12 protein-coding genes, 2 tRNA genes, 3 rRNA genes and 1 pseudogene are annotated in these 20580 nt (G+C 68.1%); 12 read left to right on the top strand and 6 right to left on the bottom strand.

The features are described from left to right. Nucleotides 1-399 precede the first annotated feature (399 nt). The 3 genes and pseudogenes from MRQ36_RS06485 to MRQ36_RS06475 all read right to left on the bottom strand — a co-directional run. Nucleotides 400-1455, bottom strand: a pseudogene (locus tag MRQ36_RS06485) (Hsp70 family protein); the annotation flags it as partial. Nucleotides 1456-1543: 88 nt separating this feature from the next. Next, nucleotides 1544-1924 (bottom strand): VOC family protein, encoded by a 381-nt coding sequence (locus MRQ36_RS06480; protein WP_242793797.1) that lies wholly within the window; start codon nucleotides 1922-1924, stop codon nucleotides 1544-1546. Between the two features lie 91 nt (nucleotides 1925-2015). Next, nucleotides 2016-2089 (bottom strand) — tRNA-Gly (locus MRQ36_RS06475). Nucleotides 2090-2265: 176 nt separating this feature from the next. On the opposite strand from MRQ36_RS06475, the gene MRQ36_RS06470 reads away from it, so the two are divergent. The 6 genes from MRQ36_RS06470 to MRQ36_RS06445 all read left to right on the top strand — a co-directional run bounded on the left by MRQ36_RS06470 (nucleotide 2266) and on the right by MRQ36_RS06445 (nucleotide 7743). Further along, a tRNA-Pro gene (locus MRQ36_RS06470) sits at nucleotides 2266-2339 on the top strand. A 145-nt stretch (nucleotides 2340-2484) separates the two neighbouring features. Then, nucleotides 2485-3831, top strand: a complete 1347-nt coding sequence (tig, locus tag MRQ36_RS06465) for a trigger factor (protein ID WP_242793795.1) — start codon at nucleotides 2485-2487, stop codon at nucleotides 3829-3831. Between the two features lie 170 nt (nucleotides 3832-4001). Then, nucleotides 4002-4643 (top strand): ATP-dependent Clp protease proteolytic subunit, encoded by a 642-nt coding sequence (locus tag MRQ36_RS06460; RefSeq protein WP_242793793.1) that lies wholly within the window; start codon nucleotides 4002-4004, stop codon nucleotides 4641-4643. Nucleotides 4644-4653: 10 nt separating this feature from the next. Further along, entirely contained in the window at nucleotides 4654-5316 is a 663-nt protein-coding gene (locus tag MRQ36_RS06455; protein ID WP_242793791.1) for an ATP-dependent Clp protease proteolytic subunit, read from the top strand. Between the two features lie 212 nt (nucleotides 5317-5528). After that, nucleotides 5529-6824, top strand: coding sequence for an ATP-dependent Clp protease ATP-binding subunit ClpX (gene clpX, locus MRQ36_RS06450; protein ID WP_242793789.1), 1296 nt, complete (start codon nucleotides 5529-5531; stop codon nucleotides 6822-6824). 121 nt (nucleotides 6825-6945) lie between these two features. Further along, on the top strand, nucleotides 6946-7743 hold the full coding sequence (locus MRQ36_RS06445) for a carbon-nitrogen hydrolase family protein (protein WP_242793787.1): 798 nt from the start codon (nucleotides 6946-6948) through the stop codon (nucleotides 7741-7743). Nucleotides 7744-7748: 5 nt separating this feature from the next. Here the strand turns inward: MRQ36_RS06445 and MRQ36_RS06440 are convergent, their stop codons facing one another. Continuing rightward, the gene (locus MRQ36_RS06440) at nucleotides 7749-7976 is read right to left on the bottom strand and encodes a hypothetical protein (protein WP_242793785.1); all 228 of its coding nucleotides are present in this window, start codon (nucleotides 7974-7976) and stop codon (nucleotides 7749-7751) included. A gap of 657 nt (nucleotides 7977-8633) precedes the next feature. Here MRQ36_RS06440 and MRQ36_RS06435 point away from each other — a divergent pair. The 3 genes from MRQ36_RS06435 (at nucleotide 8634) to rrf (ending at nucleotide 13845) form a co-directional block, all read left to right on the top strand. Next, nucleotides 8634-10148 (top strand): 16S ribosomal RNA (locus tag MRQ36_RS06435). Nucleotides 10149-10533: 385 nt separating this feature from the next. After that, a 23S ribosomal RNA gene (locus MRQ36_RS06430) occupies nucleotides 10534-13644 on the top strand. 84 nt (nucleotides 13645-13728) lie between these two features. Next, nucleotides 13729-13845: ribosomal RNA gene (rrf, locus tag MRQ36_RS06425) — 5S ribosomal RNA — on the top strand. The 16S, 23S and 5S rRNA genes sit together here, the layout of an rRNA operon. Nucleotides 13846-13925: 80 nt before the next feature. Here rrf and MRQ36_RS06420 read toward each other — a convergent pair. After that, nucleotides 13926-14603: a hypothetical protein gene (locus MRQ36_RS06420; RefSeq protein WP_242793783.1), complete on the bottom strand. Its 678-nt coding sequence runs from the start codon at nucleotides 14601-14603 to the stop codon at nucleotides 13926-13928. A 69-nt stretch (nucleotides 14604-14672) separates the two neighbouring features. Between MRQ36_RS06420 and MRQ36_RS06415 the strand changes: the two genes are divergently transcribed. The 3 genes from MRQ36_RS06415 (at nucleotide 14673) to MRQ36_RS06405 (ending at nucleotide 19189) form a co-directional block, all read left to right on the top strand. Continuing rightward, a complete protein-coding gene (locus MRQ36_RS06415) occupies nucleotides 14673-17291 on the top strand; it encodes a valine--tRNA ligase (protein ID WP_242793774.1) in 2619 nt (872 codons plus the stop codon). 120 nt (nucleotides 17292-17411) lie between these two features. Beyond that, nucleotides 17412-18746 carry a folylpolyglutamate synthase/dihydrofolate synthase family protein gene (locus tag MRQ36_RS06410; RefSeq protein ID WP_242793765.1) on the top strand — a complete coding sequence of 445 codons (1335 nt, stop codon included), beginning with the start codon at nucleotides 17412-17414 and terminating at the stop codon, nucleotides 18744-18746. Next, nucleotides 18743-19189, top strand: a complete 447-nt coding sequence (locus tag MRQ36_RS06405; protein ID WP_242793763.1) for a DUF4233 domain-containing protein — start codon at nucleotides 18743-18745, stop codon at nucleotides 19187-19189. Before MRQ36_RS06410 ends, MRQ36_RS06405 begins: the two co-directional genes overlap by 4 nt. 61 nt (nucleotides 19190-19250) lie before the next feature. Here MRQ36_RS06405 and MRQ36_RS06400 read toward each other — a convergent pair whose 3' ends face one another. Beyond that, a complete protein-coding gene (locus MRQ36_RS06400) occupies nucleotides 19251-20486 on the bottom strand; it encodes a VOC family protein (protein WP_242793761.1) in 1236 nt (411 codons plus the stop codon). Nucleotides 20487-20580: the final 94 nt, after the last annotated feature.

The raw sequence follows: 20580 nt of genomic DNA, 5'->3' as shown, positions 1-20580 counted from the left end.
CCCGGCCAGCCCGGTGGCGTTCCCGGCGCGGTGCCGGGCCGGCCCGCGGGTGGCTGGGGAGCGGCGGGCCAGGTCGGTGCCGCCGCGGTGGCCGTCACCCCGGGGACCCCCGCCTGTCGGGGCACCATCCCGGCGGCACCCTGGTCCGCTGCCCAGGGCCCGCCGTCCGCCTGGCCCGGCACGCCGGGGTGGGCGCGACGCGAGCGTGCTCGCGGGCCCGGGGGCCGGCGCACCGGACACCGGGGGAGTGGCACCCGCCTCCGGCATCGTCGCGGCGGGGGCCGACGGCGGGACCAGGGGGTGCGTCGGGCGGGGGCGGCGCAGCGGCAGGTCGGTCAGCGCGCCCTCGGCGACCGGCAGCTCGGGCTGCTCCAGCACGGTCGGTGCGACGCCCAGCTCGGCGTGGAGCAGCCGGGCCACCAGCGGCATCCGCGACGAGCCACCCACCAGGAACAGTCCGGCGAGCTGCTCGGGCGTCAGCCCGGCGGCGGCGACCACCCGGCGGGTCTCGGCGACCGCCCGGGCCAGCAGCGGCGTGGCGATCCCTTCCAGGTCCTGGCGGCTGAGCGTGACCACCGCCTCCACCCCCGGTACGGCCACCGGCGCCACCGTGGTCCGGGAGAGCATCTCCTTCGCGCCCCGGACGTTCTCGGCGAACCGGAGCCGGTCCCGCCACTGGCCGGCGCTCTCCGGCTCGGTCAGCCGGGCCCACTCGGCCGGGTGCTCGGCGGCGATCCGTTCGCCGAGGAGCGCGACCAGGGCCGTGTCGACGTCGAGCCCACCGAGGTCGTCGAGGCCCCCGCAGGAGATGACGGTGAAGCCGGAGTCGCCCCACGGGTCGGCCCCGTCGTTGCGTACCACGGCGACGTCCAGGGTGCCGCCGCCGAAGTCGAAGACCGCGATCGCGCCACCGACCGGCACCGGCCGCCGCAGCACCTCGGTGTAGTAGCGGGCGGCGGCCACCGGCTCGCGCAGCAGTCGGGTGCCGACCGGCGTGGGGCCGGACATGGTGTGCTCGGCCGCCGACGGCCAACCGGCCAGCGACAGCGCGTCGGCGAGCACCCGCCGACGGTCGGCGTCCCAGGTGGCGGGGCAGGTGACCACCGCCGGTGGCAGGAAGCCGACCGCACCGACCGCCGCCTCGGCGACGGCGAACAGCACGGCGGCGAGGAGTTCGGCGGGGGCGTGCCCACGGTCACCGAGCCGGATCTCCGGCTCGTCGATCCGGCGCTTCGGGTTCGGCTCGTACCGGTCCGGGTCGGCCTGGGCCAGCCGCTGCGCGTCCCGGCCCACGTGCAGGTGCCCGTCGGCGTCGGCGTACACGCCGGAGGGGAGGATCGGCTGCCCGTCCACGAGCAGCGGGCGGGTCCGCCCGTCGGGCCAGCGCAGCACGGCCACCGTGTTGGAGGTGCCGAGGTCGACGCCGAGGGCGAAACCGTCCTGCTGGCCTGCCATCCGTCGCTACCTCCGCCGCACGAGGGGATGCCGGCCCGCATCGTACGCAGCCCCGCCGACCCCGTCGCGCGGACGGCGTCCGGCCGGCCTATCCGGTCGTCCGGCGCTCGGCGTCGCTGCGCAGCACGCAGAACTCATTGCCCTCCGGGTCGGCCAGCACGACCCAGCCGCTGCCGTCCGGGTTCCGGTGGTCGGCGACGACGGTGGCCCCGAGCGCGCGGAGCCGCTCGACCTCCTGATCGCGGAGCACGTCGGGTCGGAGGCAGACGTGCACCCGGTTCTTCCCGCGCTTCGGCTCCGGCACCCGCTGGAAATAGAGCCAGGGGCCGCCGGGCTGCGCGATGGCCACTTCCTCGTCGTCGGGCTGGTGCTCCGGGTCGACGGGGCAGTCGAAGACCCCGGCCCAGAAGTACGCCAGGGCGTACGGGTCGGCGCAGTCGAAGGCGATGTTGCGGATGGCGGTCCCCATCCGGTCAGCCTCAGGCCCGCCCGCGGGACGGGTCAACCCGTTTCGATCCGGCGCTGCCGGCCGGCGCCGGCCTGACCTGCGCCTTCGTGCGTGGAGCGGGCGACGGGAATCGAACCCGCGTAGTCAGTTTGGAAGACTGAAGCTCTACCATTGAGCTACGCCCGCGAGCACCCCACGGTCCGCAGGGCGCGCCGACAGCGTACCCAATCCGCCGCCGCCCCGCGCAGCCCGTCCCACGCGACCCCCGGCCCGCCGCGTGCGCCGTCATCTCCGCCTCGTCCCGCGTCGCGCGCCCCGGTGGGCCCGGCAGGGGTGCGGACGGCTTACACTTCTCGTCGCCACGGGGTGTGGCGCAGCTTGGTAGCGCACTCGCTTTGGGAGCGAGGGGCCGTGGGTTCAAATCCCGCCACCCCGACTGTCGTCCGCGGCCGGGTCACCCCGGGAACCGCCGTTTTTTCCGCGCGGTACCCGGGCGCTGCCGAGGCAGCAGCCCGGCTCGCCTACACTCGATGCGCGCAATCACGCCCAGACTCAACTGAGATCCGTCAAGGAGTACGCCTGTGAAGAGCACCGTCGAGACTCTGAGCCCGACGCGCGTGCGGCTCGCCATCGAGGTGCCGTTCGTCGAGCTCGAGCCGAGCCTCAAGAAGGCGTACCGGGAGATCGGTTCGCAGGTCCAGGTGCCCGGCTTCCGCCGGGGCAAGGTGCCGGCGGCCGTGATCGACCAGCGGGTGGGCCGGGGCACCGTCCTCAACGAGGCGGTGCAGGAGGCCATCCCGCAGAACATCCTCGCCGCGGTCCGGGAGCACGACCTGAAGACCCTCGGTCGTCCGGAGGTCGAGATCACCGAGTTCAACGACGGTGACTCGCTGAACTTCACCGCCGAGGTCGACGTCCGGCCCGAGATCACCCTGCCGGACCCGGCCACCATCGAGGTGACCGTGGACGAGCTGCAGATCGACGAGAGCGAGATCGACGAGCAGGTGAAGAACCTGCGCGAGCGGTTCGCCACCCTGAAGACCGTCGAGCGGGCCGCCGCCGAGGGCGACTACGTGCAGATCGACCTGAACGCCACCGTCGACGGCGAGGACGTGCCGGGCGGCCAGGCGAGCAACATCTCGCACGAGGTCGGCAGCAAGCAGCTCCTGCCGGGGCTGGACGAGGCCCTGGTCGGTCTCGCCGCCGGTGACAGCACCACCTTCACCACCCAGCTCGTGGGCGGCGACTACGCCGGCCGGGACGCCGACGTCGCGGTGACCGTCCGGACGGTCAAGGAGAAGGAGCTGCCGGAGCTGGACGACGACTTCGCCCAGATGGCGAGCGAGTTCGACACCATCGAAGAGCTGCGGAACGACGTGCGCGAGCGGGTCACCCGGGGCAAGCGGGTCGAGCAGATCTACGCCGCCCGGGACAAGGCCCTGGAGCAGATGGTCGCCGCCGCCGAGGTGCCGGCGCCGGAGGGTGTCGTCAAGGAGGAGGTCGAGAGCCGCAAGGCGGCCATGGTCGACCAGCTCGAGCGGATCGGTGCCTCCCTGGAGGAATACCTCGCCGCCGAGGAGAAGACCGAGGAGCAGATCGACGCCGAGCTGACCGAGGCGGCCACCGACGGCGTCAAGATCCAGCTGCTGCTGGACACGCTCGCCGACGCCGAGGACGTCCAGGTCTCCGACGACGAGTTCGGCCACGAGATCGTCCACCGCGCCCAGCGCGCCGGGATGCAGCCGCAGCAGTACTACGACCAGCTGGTCCGCTCGGGCGCGGCGGCCGCCGTCTTCGGCGACGTCCGCCGGGGCAAGGCGCTGGCCGCGGTGATGGAGAAGGTCAAGATCAAGGACTCGGCCGGCAACGAGGTCAGCCTCGACGCGCTGCGTGAGCAGAGCGAGGCCGAGCACAACCACGAGCACTGATCGTCGGGACGGCCGCCGTCCGCCGCTCGCGGTGGACGGCGGCCGAAACCCTTTCTCGGGTACGCCTTTCGGCCAGCTGCGCTGAGAGCGAACAGTGCCCCGACCGGGAGTACGCGCCCTGCCCGAGCGGTTAGTGTCGGGTAGGACGGTACGGAGAGCGAAGGGCTGCCATGACCGACATGCACATCCCAGCGAAGCCGCTGCGGGCGATCGAGGCTCGAGGTGGCGATTCCATTGGCAACCTCGACGACTCGGTCTACAACCGGTTGCTCAAGGAACGGATCATCTTCCTGGGCAGCGAGGTGACCGACCAGGTCGCCAACCGCATCTGCGCGCAGCTGCTGCTGCTGGCCGCGGAGGACCCGGACCGCGACATCAACCTCTGGATCAACTCGCCGGGTGGCTCGGTCTACTCCGGCATGGCGATCTACGACACCATGCAGTTCATCGACAACGACGTCTCGACCGTGGCGATGGGCATGGCGGCCTCGATGGGCCAGCTGCTGCTCTGCGCGGGCACCAAGGGCAAGCGGTACGCCCTGCCCCACGCGCGGATCATGATGCACCAGCCGTCCGGCGGCATGGGCGGCACGGCCGCCGACATCGCCATCCAGGCGGAGCAGATGCTCTACACCAAGCGGATGTTCCAGGAGCGGGTCGCGCACCACACCGGCCGGACCGCGGCGGAGATCGAGGCGGACTCCGACCGGGACCGTTGGTTCACCGCCCAGGAGGCCATGGACTACGGCTTCATCGACAAGGTGATCACCGGAGCCACCCAGGTTCCGGAAGGCGCCGGGACCCTGAGCTGAGGAGCTGACGATGACCGACCTGAGTTTGCCGCCCCAGTTCGCGGCCGTGCACAACCGCTACGTCCTGCCGTCGTTCGTCGAGCGCACGTCGTACGGGGTGAAGGAGTCCAACCCCTACAACAAGCTCTTCGAGGACCGGATCATCTTCCTCGGCGTCCAGGTGGACGACGCGTCGGCCAACGACGTGATGGCGCAGCTGCTGACGCTCGAGGGCACCGACCCGGACCGCGACATCATCATGTACATCAACTCGCCGGGTGGTTCCTTCACCGCGATGACGGCGATCTACGACACCATGCAGTACGTCCGGCCGGACATCCAGACGGTCTGCCTGGGTCAGGCGGCCAGCGCCGCCGCGGTGCTGCTCGCCGCCGGCACGCCGGGCAAGCGGATGGCCCTGCCGAACTCGCGGATCATCATCCACCAGCCGGCCACCGAGGGCGGCTACGGGCAGGGCTCGGACATCGAGATCCAGGCCCGGGAGATCCTGCGGATGCGGACCCAGCTGGAGGACATGCTCTCCAGGCACTGCAACCGCCCGATCGAGCAGGTCCGCAAGGACATCGACCGTGACAAGATCATGACGGCCGAGGAGTCCAAGGAGTACGGGCTGGTCGACACGATCCTGAACAGCCGTAAGAAGGGCCTGTTGGCGGCGAACGCCGCCAGCTGAGCAGCAGTGGTCGGAGGTCGGCCGTGGATGGCGTTCCCGGCCGACCTCTGACACACCCGTTTTGGGGGTCGGAGAAACCTCCGCCAGCGGGTAACGTCGGGTCTGTACCGCTCTGCCGGGTCGGACCGACGGGGTGACAACAAGACGGACGGGCGCTCGGCGCCCGCAGGTCAGGGCCGGCGCTCCGGCCGACGAGTGCAGGGAGAACGTAGGTGGCACGGATCGGTGACGGCGGCGACCTACTCAAGTGCTCCTTCTGCGGCAAGTCGCAGAAGCAGGTCAAGAAGCTCATCGCGGGCCCTGGGGTCTACATCTGTGACGAGTGCATCGACCTGTGCAACGAGATCATCGAGGAGGAGCTGGCCGAGTCCGGCGAGGTGAAGTGGGAAGAGCTTCCCAAGCCGATGGAGATCTGCCAGTTCCTCGACAACTACGTGGTGGGCCAGGACCAGGCCAAGAAGGCGCTCGCCGTCGCGGTCTACAACCACTACAAGCGGATCCAGGCCGAGGCGGCCGGCGCGCCGGGTTCCGGCAGCGACGCCGTCGAGCTGGCCAAGTCGAACATCCTCCTGCTCGGGCCGACGGGGTGCGGCAAGACGCACCTGGCGCAGACCCTGGCGCGGATGCTCAACGTCCCGTTCGCGATCGCCGACGCGACCGCCCTCACCGAGGCGGGCTACGTCGGCGAGGACGTGGAGAACATCCTCCTCAAGCTCATCCAGGCCGCGGACTACGACATCAAGCGCGCCGAGACCGGCATCATCTACATCGACGAGGTCGACAAGATCGCCCGTAAGTCGGAGAACCCGTCGATCACCCGGGACGTCTCCGGCGAGGGTGTCCAGCAGGCGCTGCTGAAGATGCTCGAGGGCACGGTCGCCAACGTGCCGCCGCAGGGCGGGCGCAAGCACCCGCACCAGGAGTTCATCCAGATCGACACCACCAACGTGCTCTTCATCTGCGGCGGTGCCTTCGCCGGCCTGGACCAGATCATCGAGTCCCGCACGGGTCACGGCGGCACCGGTTTCGGCGCCCGGCTCCGGTCGGTCTCGGAGCGGTCCACCGACGACATCTTCAGCCAGGTCATGCCGGAGGACATGCTCAAGTTCGGGCTGATCCCGGAGTTCATCGGCCGGCTCCCGGTCATCACCAACGTGCGGAGCCTCGACCGTTCCGCGCTGGTGCGGATCCTGACCGAGCCGCGCAACGCCCTGGTCCGGCAATATCAGCGCCTCTTCGAGCTCGACGGCGTCGAGCTGGAGTTCGAGCCGCCGGCGCTGGAGGCGATCGCCGACCAGGCCATGCTCCGCGGCACCGGTGCCCGTGGTCTCCGCGCGATCATGGAAGAGGTCCTCCTCTCCGTGATGTACGAGGTGCCGAGCAACCCGGACGCCGCCCGGGTCCTCATCACCCGCGAGGTGGTGCTGGAGAACGTGAATCCCACCATCGTTCCCCGTGAGTTCACCGGCCGTCGGGCCCGGCGGGACCGCGAGGAGAAATCCGCCTGAGTCCTCACCTCGACGGCGTCCGGGTCACCCCGGGCGCCGTCGGCGTGTCCGGGGTCGTCGACGAGCGTCGGGGCGGCTGAGCCCCTGTCGCCGCTCCTGCTCCACCCGTACGCTGATCGACATGCGTGTCGCCGTCTGCCAGCTCAACGCCCGCGACGACCGTGCGGCGAACCTCGCCGCCGCCGAGGCCCTGCTGGTCAGGGCCGCCGCGGCGGGCGCCGATCTCGCGGTCCTCCCGGAGTACGTCGACTACCTCGGCCCGGCCGACGGCATGCCGGCCCCGGAACCGGTCGACGGCGTGGTGGGGCAGTTCTTCGCCGAGGTCGCCCGCCGGCTGGGGATCTGGGTGATCGCCGGCTCGTTCCACGAGGCCGGCCCCGACCCCGAGCACACCTGGAACACGTCGCTGGTCTTCGACCGCACCGGCACGCTCGCCGCCAGCTACCGCAAGATCCACCTGTACGACGTGGAGATCCCCGGCCGGGTGTCCTACCTGGAGTCGGCGACCGTGGCGCCCGGTGAGCAGCCGGTGGTGGTGGACGTCGAGGGTCTGCGGGTCGGCCTGTCGATCTGTTACGACCTGCGTTTCCCCGAGCTGTACCGACAGCTCGCGACGGACGGTGGGGCCCAGCTGATCGTCGTGCCGGCGGCGTTCATGATGCACACCGGCCGGGACCACTGGGAGGTCCTGCTGCGGGCCCGGGCGATCGAGAACCAGTGTTTCGTCGCGGCGGCCGGCCAGACCGGGGACCACGAGCCGGGGCGGACCTGCTTCGGCCGCAGCATGGTCGTCGACCCGTGGGGTCTCGTGCTGACCCAGGTCCCCGACGGGGCGGGGCTCGCGGTCGCGGACCTGGACCTGGACCGGCTCGGGACGATCCGGAGCGAGTTGCCGAGCCTCGCCAATCGGCGGCTCTGAGCGGCTCAGCTCTCGAGCAGCACCCCGACCACGGTGAAGCCGGCGATGGCGGCGGCAGTGATCAGCAGGGCGGTCGTCATCCGGGAGGGACCCCGACGGAGCAACCGCCCGACCGAGGCCAGGACGACGAAGAGCACGAAGGCCCCGATCACCAGCTGCCAGAACGGCAGGAGGAGCCCGAGCAGTGTCTCCTCGGCGAGCGTCGCCGCCGGGAACCGGGACACGTCATCCATGCCAGACACTCTGGCACGGCGGCGACCTCGGCGGTTCCCACCGACGGTGGTTGTCCGCCGTCCGATAACCGGCTAGGCACCGTCCGACGGCGTAGTGACGGATGTTGATTTGCCTTCCGACGAACGTCCGCGTAACTTTCTCTCTGCACGCGGGAGGCCGGACAAACCGGCCGAGAGCGGGCGCCAGGCTCGTGGCGGAGACGCCGAGCGAGACTGAGGATCCGGGTGGTGCGACACGCTCCGACAAACACGGGGTTGCGATCGCGAAGCCGACCGGGTAGAGTTCGAAAGCCGGCAGGGAGCCGGGCGGGTGGCCGCGAAAGCGGCGACCGGCCGGTCTGCCGCTTCCCACGACAGAAACGACCGCCAGATACGGCGTGCGTCAGCGTGGAATCGGGCCACCAAGTTGATCGCCTCGGCAACGAGGTTGACAGCGAAAGTAGGACCGGGTAAGTTTGAGGGGTTGCCCCAGACGGGGGTTCCACCGAGTGGAGCTTCCGGTTGGTGTGTGGTTGTTCTTTGAGAACTCAACAGGGTGCTTGATAAGCCAGTGCCAATTGTTTTATACCCCGCACTGGTCGGTCCTTTTCGGAGGTCTGGCTGGTGGGGATTCCTTTGGCAACACTTTTGTTGTCGGGACATTTTTTCAACAAGTTTTTGTTGGAGAGTTTGATCCTGGCTCAGGACGAACGCTGGCGGCGTGCTTAACACATGCAAGTCGAGCGGAAAGGCCCTTCGGGGTACTCGAGCGGCGAACGGGTGAGTAACACGTGAGCAACCTGCCCTAGGCTTTGGGATAACCCTCGGAAACGGGGGCTAATACCGAATACGACCTTTGGACGCATGTCTTTTGGTGGAAAGTTTTTCGGCCTGGGATGGGCTCGCGGCCTATCAGCTTGTTGGTGGGGTGATGGCCTACCAAGGCGACGACGGGTAGCCGGCCTGAGAGGGCGACCGGCCACACTGGGACTGAGACACGGCCCAGACTCCTACGGGAGGCAGCAGTGGGGAATATTGCACAATGGGCGGAAGCCTGATGCAGCGACGCCGCGTGAGGGATGACGGCCTTCGGGTTGTAAACCTCTTTCAGCAGGGACGAAGCGTAAGTGACGGTACCTGCAGAAGAAGCGCCGGCCAACTACGTGCCAGCAGCCGCGGTAAGACGTAGGGCGCGAGCGTTGTCCGGATTTATTGGGCGTAAAGAGCTCGTAGGCGGCTTGTCGCGTCGACTGTGAAAACCCGCGGCTCAACCGCGGGCCTGCAGTCGATACGGGCAGGCTAGAGTTCGGTAGGGGAGACTGGAATTCCTGGTGTAGCGGTGAAATGCGCAGATATCAGGAGGAACACCGGTGGCGAAGGCGGGTCTCTGGGCCGATACTGACGCTGAGGAGCGAAAGCGTGGGGAGCGAACAGGATTAGATACCCTGGTAGTCCACGCTGTAAACGTTGGGCGCTAGGTGTGGGGGGCCTCTCCGGTTCCCTGTGCCGCAGCTAACGCATTAAGCGCCCCGCCTGGGGAGTACGGCCGCAAGGCTAAAACTCAAAGGAATTGACGGGGGCCCGCACAAGCGGCGGAGCATGCGGATTAATTCGATGCAACGCGAAGAACCTTACCTGGGTTTGACATGGCCGCAAAACCTCCAGAGATGGGGGGTCCTTCGGGGGCGGTCACAGGTGGTGCATGGCTGTCGTCAGCTCGTGTCGTGAGATGTTGGGTTAAGTCCCGCAACGAGCGCAACCCTCGTTCGATGTTGCCAGCGCGTTATGGCGGGGACTCATCGAAGACTGCCGGGGTCAACTCGGAGGAAGGTGGGGATGACGTCAAGTCATCATGCCCCTTATGTCCAGGGCTTCACGCATGCTACAATGGCCGGTACAATGGGCTGCGATACCGTGAGGTGGAGCGAATCCCAAAAAGCCGGTCTCAGTTCGGATCGGGGTCTGCAACTCGACCCCGTGAAGTCGGAGTCGCTAGTAATCGCAGATCAGCAACGCTGCGGTGAATACGTTCCCGGGCCTTGTACACACCGCCCGTCACGTCACGAAAGTCGGCAACACCCGAAGCCGGTGGCCCAACCCTTGTGGAGGGAGCCGTCGAAGGTGGGGCTGGCGATTGGGACGAAGTCGTAACAAGGTAGCCGTACCGGAAGGTGCGGCTGGATCACCTCCTTTCTAAGGAGCACCATCCGTCGAAAGACGGCATGGAGCCCGCACCGTCCGAATGCGATGGTGGGGTGCTCGAATGGCGGAGACACTGGTCAGTCAGGCGCCGGCAACGGCCGGGACTTCCTAGTACAGCTGCTCTTCGGGGTGGTGGGAACGGGTTGGTCCTGGTGCGGCTGGTGACTGGCGTAGAGCACCCTGTTGGGTCCTGAAAGAACAACTTTTGGTTGTTTCTTTCGGAGACTGCTGCGGAGCCCGATGGTGGGTTTCGGGAGTCTGCCAGGCATGGCCTGGTTTCTCATACCGCCGGCGGTGACGTCGGGCTGGTGGGAGACTGTCGGGTTGTGGGTTGGTCGTTTGTTGAGAATTGCACAGTGGACGCGAGCATCTTTGTGGTCAAGTTGTCAAGGGCGAACGGTGGATGCCTTGGCACCAGGAGCCGATGAAGGACGTGGGAGGCCGCGATAGGCCTGGGGGAGCTGTCAACCAAGCTGTGATCCCAGGGTGTCCGAATGGGGGAACCCGGCACCAGTCATGTGGTGTCACCTGCACCTGAACACATAGGGTGTATGGGGGGAACGCGGGGAAGTGAAACATCTCAGTACCCGTAGGAAGAGAAAACAAATAGTGATTCCGTGAGTAGTGGCGAGCGAAAGCGGATTGAGGCTAAACCGGCTGCGTGTGATACCTGTCAGGGGTTGCGTGGTCGGGGTTGTGGGACCCTGCGAAACGAGCTGACACTCGTTTGAGGAGTTACAAAGTCAGTGGCTAGCGGAACAGTCTGGAATGGCTGACCGTAGACGGTGAGAGTCCGGTACGTGAAAGTTGCTGATCTTCTGTGGGTGTTCCCGAGTAGCGGCGGACCCCTGAAATCTGCCGTGAATCTGCCAGGACCACCTGGTAAGCCTAAATACTTCCTGGTGACCGATAGCGGACGAGTACCGTGAGGGAATGGTGAAAAGTACCCCGGGAGGGGAGTGAAATAGTACCTGAAACCGTTCGCCTACAATCCGTCGGAGCCTTGCGGGGTGACGGCGTGCCTTTTGAAGAATGAGCCTGCGAGTTAGTGGCATGTGGCGAGGTTAACCCGTGTGGGGGAGCCGTAGCGAAAGCGAGTCTGAATAGGGCGCTCTGTAGTCGCATGCTCTAGACCCGAAGCGGAGTGATCTAGCCATGGGCAGGCTGAAGCGCGGGTAAGACCGCGTGGAGGGCCGAACCCACCAACGTTGAAAAGTTGGGGGATGACCTGTGGTTAGGGGTGAAAGGCCAATCAAACTCCGTGATAGCTGGTTCTCCCCGAAATGCATTTAGGTGCAGCGTCGCGTGTTTCTTGCCGGAGGTAGAGCACTGGATGGTCTAGGGGGCCCACAAGCTTACCGAAATCAGCCAAACTCCGAATGCCGGTAAGTGAGAGCGCGGCAGTGAGACTGCGGGGGATAAGCTTCGTAGTCGAGAGGGAAACAGCCCAGATCACCAGCTAAGGCCCCTAAGCGTGTGCTAAGTGGAAAAGGATGTGGGGTCGCATAGACAACCAGGAGGTTGGCTTAGAAGCAGCCACCCTTTAAAGAGTGCGTAATAGCTCACTGGTCAAGTGGTTCCGCGCCGACAATGTAGCGGGGCTCAAGCACACCGCCGAAGCTGTGGCATTCACATTTCAACCTCGCGGCGCCTTGATGTGCCGTGCAGGTGTGTGGATGGGTAGGGGAGCGTCGTGCCGGGGGTGAAGCAACGGGGTGACCTAGTTGTGGACGCGGCACGAGTGAGAATGCAGGCATGAGTAGCGAAAGAAGGGTGAGAAACCCTTCCGCCGGATGACCAAGGGTTCCAGGGCCAGGCTAATCCGCCCTGGGTGAGTCGGGACCTAAGGCGAGGCCGAGAGGCGTAGTCGATGGACAACGGGTTGATATTCCCGTACCCGCGAAAGAGCGTCCCTGATGAACCTCGTTGTGCTAACCACCCGAACCGCCGGCGGTCTTCGGACCAAAGGTGGGGAGCGTGGGAACCTGGCGGGTAGTAGTCAAGCGATGGGGTGACGCAGGAAGGTAGCTGAGCCCGGCCGGTGGTTGTGCCGGGGTAAGCGTGTAGGCCGTACCGTAGGCAAATCCGCGGTGCATGTAGGCTGAGACGTGATGCCGAGCCGATTCAGGTGAAGTCAGTGATCCTATGCTGCCGAGAAAAGCCTCTAGCGAGTTCTTAGCGGCCCGTACCCCAAACCGACACAGGTGGTCAGGTAGAGAATACCGAGGCGATCGGGCGAACTGTGGTTAAGGAACTCGGCAAATTGCCCCCGTAACTTAGGGAGAAGGGGGGCCGGAGACGTGAAGCCCCGCGCGGGTGGAGCGTTGTATGGCCGCAGAGAGCAGGGGGAAGCGACTGTTTACTAAAAACACAGGTCCATGCGAAGAAGTAATTCGATGTATATGGACTGACGCCTGCCCGGTGCTGGAACGTTAAGGGGACCTGTTAGCTCTCACGAGCGAAGCGGAGAACTTAAGCGCCAGTAAACGGCGGTGGTAACTATAACCATCCTAAGGTAGCGAAATTCCTTGTCGGGTAAGTTCCGACCTGCACGAATGGCGTAACGACTTCCCCACTGTCTCAACCACAGGCCCGGCGAAATTGCATTACGAGTAAAGATGCTCGTTACGCGCGGCAGGACGGAAAGACCCCGGGACCTTTACTATAGCTTGACATTGGTATCCGAATTAGCTTGTGTAGGATAGGTGGGAGCCGGTGAAGTCCATACGCCAGTATGGGTGGAGGCAATCTTGAAATACCACTCTGGTTGATTTGGGTATCTAACTTCGGACCGTTATCCGGTTCAGGGACAGTGTCTGGTGGGTAGTTTAACTGGGGCGGTTGCCTCCTAAAGGGTAACGGAGGCGCCCAAAGGTTCCCTCAGCCTGGTTGGCAATCAGGTGTTGAGTGCAAGTACACAAGGGAGCTTGACTGTGAGACTGACAGGTCGAGCAGGGACGAAAGTCGGGACTAGTGATCCGGCACTTGCGAGTGGAAGCGGTGTCGCTCAACGGATAAAAGGTACCCCGGGGATAACAGGCTGATCTTCCCCAAGAGTCCATATCGACGGGATGGTTTGGCACCTCGATGTCGGCTCGTCGCATCCTGGGGCTGTAGCAGGTCCCAAGGGTTGGGCTGTTCGCCCATTAAAGCGGTACGCGAGCTGGGTTTAGAACGTCGTGAGACAGTTCGGTCCCTATCCGCCGTGCGCGTAGGATACTTGAGAAGGGCTGTCCCTAGTACGAGAGGACCGGGACGGACGAACCTCTGGTGTGCCAGTTGTCCCGCCAGGGGCACGGCTGGTTAGCTACGTTCGGAAGGGATAACCGCTGAAAGCATCTAAGCGGGAAGCTCGCTTCAAGATGAGGTATCCCACCCACTTTGGTGGGGTAAGGCCCCCAGCTAGACGACTGGGTTGATAGGCCGGAAATGTAAGCCCGGTAACGGGTTCAGTTGACCGGTACTAATAGGCCGAGGACTTGACTACGAAGCTGCTACGCGTCCACTGTGCAACTCTGAACGAGCGAACACCCGTGAGTCAGCCCGGTGTGTTTTGATATGTTCATAGAGTTACGGCGGTCATGGCGGAGGGGAAACGCCCGGTTACATTCCGAACCCGGAAGCTAAGCCCTCCAGCGCCGATGGTACTGCACTCGGGAGGGTGTGGGAGAGTAGGACACCGCCGGACAAACATTCCAGTTGAGGCCACCCCGCAAGGGGTGGCCTCAACTGCGTATGCGTACCCTTTTCCGGGTCTCGTTGCCGGCGTCAGCGGGTCTGCATGCCCTCGCGGAGCCGGCGCAGCAAGGTCGCGGAGTCGTCGACGGAGCGGCCGGGGAACATCGCGATCACCACGCTGCCGTGGTCGGCCCACCCGCAGACCGCGAAGTCACCACCGTCGCCCGCGGTGCGACCGCACTTCATCACGCCGCCCAGTCGGCCGGCCGTCACCTCGTGCAGCCCGGTCACCTTGCCGGTCTCGTCGGCCATCAGCCCGAAGAGGCTGTCGAGGTCCCGCTCCGGCTGCCACAGCAGGGTGGTGCCACCGAAGATCAGCACGGACCGTTTCGGGTCCGCCGGGTCGCTGTAGACCGTGCCGAAGCTCCGGTCGAGGTCGATGTCGGCGGCGAAGCCGTCCCGCAGGTAGTCGGCGGTGCTGCGGGCCCGGTCGCTGTCGTCCCGGGTCAGCCCGGCGACCGCCGCCGGGGTGCCCACCCGAGTGTCCTTCTGCTGGAGCACCCGCCATCCGCCGGCGGCCAACGCCCCGGCACCGGCGAGCCCGGCGGCGAGGGCGAAGGCCAGGACGACCCGCCCGCGGCGGGACCTCGGCTTCCGTTCCGGCCCGTCGTCCGGCTCGCGCATGCTCAGCCGGATCGGCTCGTCGGTCAGCTCGACCGGCTCGGGCGTGTCCCCGACCGGACGCTCGGTGAGGTGCGCGTCGGACATGTCCGCCACCGTACGCGAACTACCGGTGGCGCACGTCAGGTCTCCGGAAGCGCTCCGTAGACTTTCAGGGTGACCGAGAGACTGGATGCCCGACGCCCCGACGCCCCGACCCTTGCCGGCCAGTACCAGCCCGGCGAGGTAGAGCAGCGACGGTACGAGCAGTGGGTAGCCGCCGGCCACTTCCGGGCGTCGGCGGAGAGCGACAAGCCCCCCTTCACCATCGTCATCCCGCCGCCGAACGTGACCGGCTCGCTGCACATGGGGCACGCGTTCGAGCACACGCTGATGGACGCCCTGAACCGGCGTAAGCGGATGCAGGGCTTCGAGGCGCTCTGGCTGCCCGGCATGGACCACGCCGGCATCGCCACCCAGAACCTGGTCGAACGGCAGCTCGCCACCCAGGGGCTGTCCCGGCACGACCTGGGCCGGGAGAAGTTCGTCGAGCGGGTCTGGCAGTGGAAGGCCGAGTCCGGTGGCGCGATCCTCGGCCAGATGCGCCGGCTCGGCGACGCCGTCGACTGGGACCGCGAGCGCTTCACCATGGACGAGGGCCTGTCCCGGGCCGTGCAGACCATGTTCAAGAAGCTCTTCGACGACGGCCTGATCTATCGGGCCAACCGGATCATCAACTGGTGCCCGCGCTGCCTGACCGCCCTGTCGGACATCGAGGTGGAGCACACCGAGGACGACGGCGAGCTGGTCTCGATCCGCTACAGCGACGACGTCGTGGTGGCCACCACCCGGGCGGAGACGATGCTCGGTGACACGGCCGTGGCCGTGCATCCCGACGACGAGCGGTACCGGCACCTGATCGGCACCGAGGTGGCCGTCCCGCTCACCGACCGGCGGATCCCGATCGTGGCCGACGAGCACGTCGACCCGAGCTTCGGCACCGGCATGGTGAAGGTGACCCCGGCGCACGACCCCAATGACTTCGAGATCGGCCAGCGGCACGACCTGCCCTCGCTGACGATCATGGACGAGCGGGGCGTGATCACCGCGCACGGCCCGTTCCAGGGCCTGGACCGTTACGAGGCCCGTCCGGCGATCGTCGCCGCGCTCCGCGAGCAGGGCCGGATCGTGGCCGAGAAGCGGCCGTACAAGCACTCGGTCGGGCACTGCTCGCGGTGCAAGACCACGGTCGAGCCGCGGCTGTCGTTGCAGTGGTTCGTCAACACCGCCCCGCTGGCCAAGGCCGCCGGCGACGCGGTGCGCGACGGTCGGGTGACGATCGAGCCGGCCGAGCTGGCCAAGCGCTACTTCGCCTGGGTCGACAACATGCACGACTGGTGCATCTCCCGGCAGCTCTGGTGGGGCCACCGCATCCCGGTCTGGTACGGCCCCGAGGGCGAGATCGTCTGCGTCGGCCCCGACGAGCAGCCGCCCACCGGCGACGGCTGGCACCAGGACGAGGACGTCCTGGACACATGGTTCTCCAGCGGCCTGTGGCCGTTCTCCACGCTCGGCTGGCCGGAGCGCACCCCGGACCTGGCGAAGTTCTATCCGACCAGCGTGCTGGTCACCGGCTACGACATCCTCTTCTTCTGGGTCGCCCGGATGATGATGTTCGGCCTGTACGCGATGGACGGCGTCCAGCCGTTCGACGTGGTGGCCCTGCACGGCATGGTCCGCGACGAGCACGGCAAGAAGATGTCGAAGTCGTTCGGCAACGTCGTCGACCCGCTGGACTGGATCGACCGCTTCGGTGCCGACGCCACCCGGTTCACCCTCGCCCGGGGCGCCAACCCCGGCCAGGACGTGCCGGTCAGCGAGGAGTGGTGCCAGGGCTCGCGGAACTTCTGCAACAAGCTCTGGAACGCCACCCGGTTCGCGCTGATGAACGGCGCCCACACGGAGGGCCCGCTGCCGGCGGCCGACACCCTGTCGACCGTCGACCGGTGGATCCTGTCCCGGCTGGCGCACGTCACCGCCGAGGTGGACGAGCAGTTCGAGGCGTACGAGTTCGCGAAGGTGTGCGACCTGCTGTACCACTTCGCCTGGGACGACGTCTGCGACTGGTACGTGGAGCTGAGCAAGCCGGTGCTCGCCGAGGGCGGCCCGGCGGCGGACGCCACCCGCCGGGTGCTGGGGCACGTGCTGGACCAGCTGCTGCGGCTGCTGCACCCGGTGATCCCGTTCGTCACCGACGAGCTGTGGACCGCGCTGACCGGCGGCGAGAGCGTGATGACGGCGGACTGGCCGGTGGCCGACCGTACCGGAGTCGACGACGCCGCGGAGGGCGAGGTCGGCACCCTCCAGCGGGTGGTGACCGAGATCCGGCGCTTCCGCTCGGACCAGGGGCTGCGCCCCACCCAGCGGGTCGCGGCCCGGCTCGACGGGCTGGCCCCGGCGGGCATCGCGGCGCACGAGCCGCTGATCCGCTCGCTGGTCCGCCTGGACGCCCCGGCGGACGACTTCCAGGCCAGCGCCACCCTCGCCATGCCGGGGGAGGTCAGCGTCGCGCTGGACACCCGCGGCACGATCGACGTGGCAGCCGAGCGGGCCCGGCTCACCAAGGACCGGGCGGCGGCCGAGAAGGAGGTCGCGCAGGCCCGGGGCAAGCTCGACAACCCGGCGTTCGTCGGCAAGGCCCCGGAGCCGGTGGTTGCCAAGATCCGGGACCGGCTCGCGGTGGCCGAGGCGGACCTGGTCCGCATCGACGCCGCGCTGGAGGCGCTCTCCTCGTGAGCGCGAGGAGTGAGCCGGGGTTGCGAGCCCCGCAGTCGCGAACGAAAGTTGGCTCCGCGTGAGCGCGAGGAGTGAGCCGGGGTTGCGAGCCCCGCAGTCGCGAACGAAAGTTGGCTCCGCATGACCGACCGCACCGAGTTCGCCGCCGTCGACGCCGCCCTGGGGGCGCGCGGCTTCACCCGTGTGCACTTCGAGCTGGAGCGGATCGAGACGCTGCTCGACCTGCTCGGCAGCCCGCAGCGGGCGTACCCGTCGATCCACCTCACCGGGACCAACGGCAAGACCTCGACCGCCCGGATGATCGACTCGCTGCTGCGGGCCTTCGGGCTGCACACCGGCCGCTACACCAGCCCGCACCTGGAGACCGTCCGGGAGCGGATCAGCCTGGACGGCGAGCCGGTCGGCGAGGAGCGTTTCGTCGCCATGTACCGGGAGGTGGAGCCGCTGGCCGCGCTGGTCGACGAGCGCTCCGCCGAGCCGCTGACGTACTTCGAGATGACCACCGCGCTGGCGTTCGCCACCTTCGCCGACGCGCCGGTCGACGTCGCCGTGGTCGAGGTGGGGCTCGGCGGTGCCGAGGATGCCACCAACGTGCTCCAGGCCGGGGTGGCCGTACTGACCCCGATCGGGCTGGACCACACGGAGTGGCTGGGCGACACGATCGAGGACATCGCGCTGCACAAGGCGGGCATCATCCACGCCGGCGCGACGGTCGTCTGCGCCGCGCAGGAGGAGGAGGCCGCCCGGCCGATCCTGGAACGCTGCGCCGAAGTCGGCGCCACCGTGGCCCGGGAGGGCGCGGAGTTCGGCGTGCTGCGCCGGGAGATCGCCGTCGGCGGCCAGGTGCTCAGCATCCAGGGCCTCGGCGGGGTGTACGACGAGCTCTTCATCCCGCTGCACGGGGCCCACCAGGCACAGAACGCCGCCCTGGCGCTCGCCGCCGTCGAGGCGTTCCTCGGTGCCGGCGCGAAGCGGCAGCTCGACATCGAGGCCGTGCGGGAGGGCTTCGCCGCGACCAGCTCACCGGGCCGGTTGGAGAAGGTCCGCAGCGCGCCGACGGTGCTGCTGGACGGCGCGCACAACCCGCACGGGATGGCCGCCACGGTGACCGCGCTCCAGGAGGAGTTCGCGTTCAGCAAGCTGGTCGGTGTGCTCGCCGTGCTCGGCGACAAGGACGCCGCCGGCCTGCTGGAGCTGCTGGAGCCGGTGCTCGACTCGCTGGTGGTGACCCGCAACAGCTCGCCCCGCGCGATGCCGGCCGACGAGCTGGCCGAGCTGGCCCGGGAGGTTTTCGGGTCGGAGCGGGTGCAGGTCGCCGAGGAGATGCCGGACGCCATCGAGGCCGCGATCGCCGAGGCCGAGTACGACGTACCGGGCGAGCTGGCCGGGGTGGGCGTGCTGATCACTGGTTCGGTGGTGACCGTGGCCGACGCCCGCCGGCTGCTGAAGCGATGACCGGGCCGGTGTCGGACCGCCCGGGCGGCGGCGACCCGCAGGGCCCGGAGGCCGGGACCCCGGAAGCCGGGAACTCGGAGGCCGGTGGACCGGCGCCGGGACAGCGGCGGTCCGGGCTGCGGAACCCGGAGAAGGCGGCCCGCGGGCTCGGTGCCGGCACCCTCGCCCTGGAGGCGCTGGTGCTGCTGCTGGCCATCCAGCCGATCCGGGTGGTCGGCGGTCACCTCAGCGGTGCGGCGATCGGCGCGATCGTGGCGCTGGCCGTCGGCTGCGTGGTGCTCGCCGGGTTGATGGGCCGGGCCTGGGCGTGGCACGCCGGCACGGTCCTGCAGGGCCTGCTGCTGCTCTCCGGCCTGCTGCACTGGTCGCTCTTCGTGCTGGGCGTCATCTTCGCGCTGGTCTGGGCCTACGCCGTGCACGTCCGCCGGGTCATCCTCGGCTGAGCCCGCACTCGGTCAACAGGGGCCCCCTGCTATACGCCAGGCGTTAACAGGGGGCCCTTCCTTACACGTCGGCGAGGCTGCGCCACTGGGTCAGGGCGACGCCGTGGCCGTCCGGGTCGCGGAAGGCCGCCGCCCACACCTCCAGCTTGCTGCCCCGGTTGACCACCCGGGGGGCGTACGTGAAGCGGACGCCGGTGCCGCGCAGCCGCTCGTACGCGGCCTGGATGTCGTCGACCTCCAGGTTGACGTGCACCAGCCGGCGGCTGATCGGGGCGGCGCCGGTCACCTCCCGCAGCACCAGCCGGGTCGCCCCGGAGGCGAGGACGGCGTTGCCGGAGCCCCGGTCCACCTCGTCGAAGCCCAGGTCGGAATAGAAGTCGAGGGAGCGGTCCAGGTCGGTCACCAGCAGGGTGATGCCGACCCCGCTGATCGGGCCGGCCACCTCGACCGGCTCGTCGCCGGTGGACCCGAAGATGGCCTCGTCCAGCTCCTCCGGGGTGGGCGCCTCCGCGGTCGGCTCGTCGAGCGGCACGTCGATCGCCTCGACCGGTACGGTGTCGAACCGCTCCTCGGCGGGCGGGCGCGGGGACGGCGCGGCGCGGCGCGGCAGCGGACCGGGGGCCTGCTGCTCGACGAGCTGGCCCTCCAGCACCACGCGCCCGCCGGGGCTCTGGTGCAGCACCACCGGCTCCCGCTCCTCCGTCAGCACGGTCACCTCCTCGGCCAGCGGGTCGGCGCCGGGCGGGTCGTCGCGGAAGTCGTCCTCCGGCCGGTCCGCCCACGGCGGGGCCTCCTGCGCGATGAGCATCTCCTCGACCGGGTCGGGGCCCCCGTATTCCGGCGGGAGGTCGGCCATGGCGGCGGTCTCGGCGTGCGTGGGCACCTCGTCCCAGAGGACCCGGACGTGCCGCTGGTCGTCCAGGGCGACCCGGATCGGCAGGGTCTGGCCGAGCGACGGCCACTTCGCGACCGGCACCCGCGGCTCGATGATCTTCTTGGACCGGGGCGGCAGCCCGGGCGCGTCGAGCACCAGTTGCAGTTCGCAGCGGCCGAACGCGTACTGGGTGGGCGGCTCGGAGGCGCTGTGCACGTGGCCCACCCCGATCACCCAGGTGCGTCCGCCGCCGCGCACGGTGGCCAGGGCCACCGCCAGCACCAGCAGCGCGACGCCGAGCGCCACGATCGCCCAGCTCGTCATCCCCAACCCGAACAGCACGATGAAGGTCGCCACGGTGCCGAGCACCGCGGCGATCAGCTTGCGTACCGGCGCGATGGGTCGGTTCCCGCCATTCGCCACAGTGGACCTCCCAGGGGTCAGGGCCAGGCTAGGCCGGATCGGCGACCCAGGGAAAGAGCAGCCGCCGAGCCGGCGCCGGGACCGGGTCGCTAGG

It is taken from the genome of Micromonospora sp. R77, assembly GCF_022747945.1.
Classification (GTDB): domain Bacteria; phylum Actinomycetota; class Actinomycetes; order Mycobacteriales; family Micromonosporaceae; genus Micromonospora.
The sequence above is the reverse complement of the archived record's forward strand: the minus strand, read 5'-3'. Positions and strand labels throughout refer to the sequence as shown.

What these genes read in the sequence shown, in the direction of transcription:
- MRQ36_RS06440 (WP_242793785.1), bottom strand. Translation starts at nt 7,976, where the DNA reads ATGGATGACGTGTCCCGGTTCCCGGCGGCGACGCTCGCCGAGGAGACA.
- MRQ36_RS06480 (WP_242793797.1), bottom strand. Translation starts at nt 1,924, where the DNA reads ATGGGGACCGCCATCCGCAACATCGCCTTCGACTGCGCCGACCCGTAC.
- MRQ36_RS06445 (WP_242793787.1), top strand. Translation starts at nt 6,946, where the DNA reads ATGCGTGTCGCCGTCTGCCAGCTCAACGCCCGCGACGACCGTGCGGCG.
- MRQ36_RS06410 (WP_242793765.1), top strand. Translation starts at nt 17,412, where the DNA reads ATGACCGACCGCACCGAGTTCGCCGCCGTCGACGCCGCCCTGGGGGCG.
- MRQ36_RS06420 (WP_242793783.1), bottom strand. Translation starts at nt 14,603, where the DNA reads ATGTCCGACGCGCACCTCACCGAGCGTCCGGTCGGGGACACGCCCGAG.
- MRQ36_RS06455 (WP_242793791.1), top strand. Translation starts at nt 4,654, where the DNA reads ATGACCGACCTGAGTTTGCCGCCCCAGTTCGCGGCCGTGCACAACCGC.
- MRQ36_RS06405 (WP_242793763.1), top strand. Translation starts at nt 18,743, where the DNA reads ATGACCGGGCCGGTGTCGGACCGCCCGGGCGGCGGCGACCCGCAGGGC.
- MRQ36_RS06460 (WP_242793793.1), top strand. Translation starts at nt 4,002, where the DNA reads ATGACCGACATGCACATCCCAGCGAAGCCGCTGCGGGCGATCGAGGCT.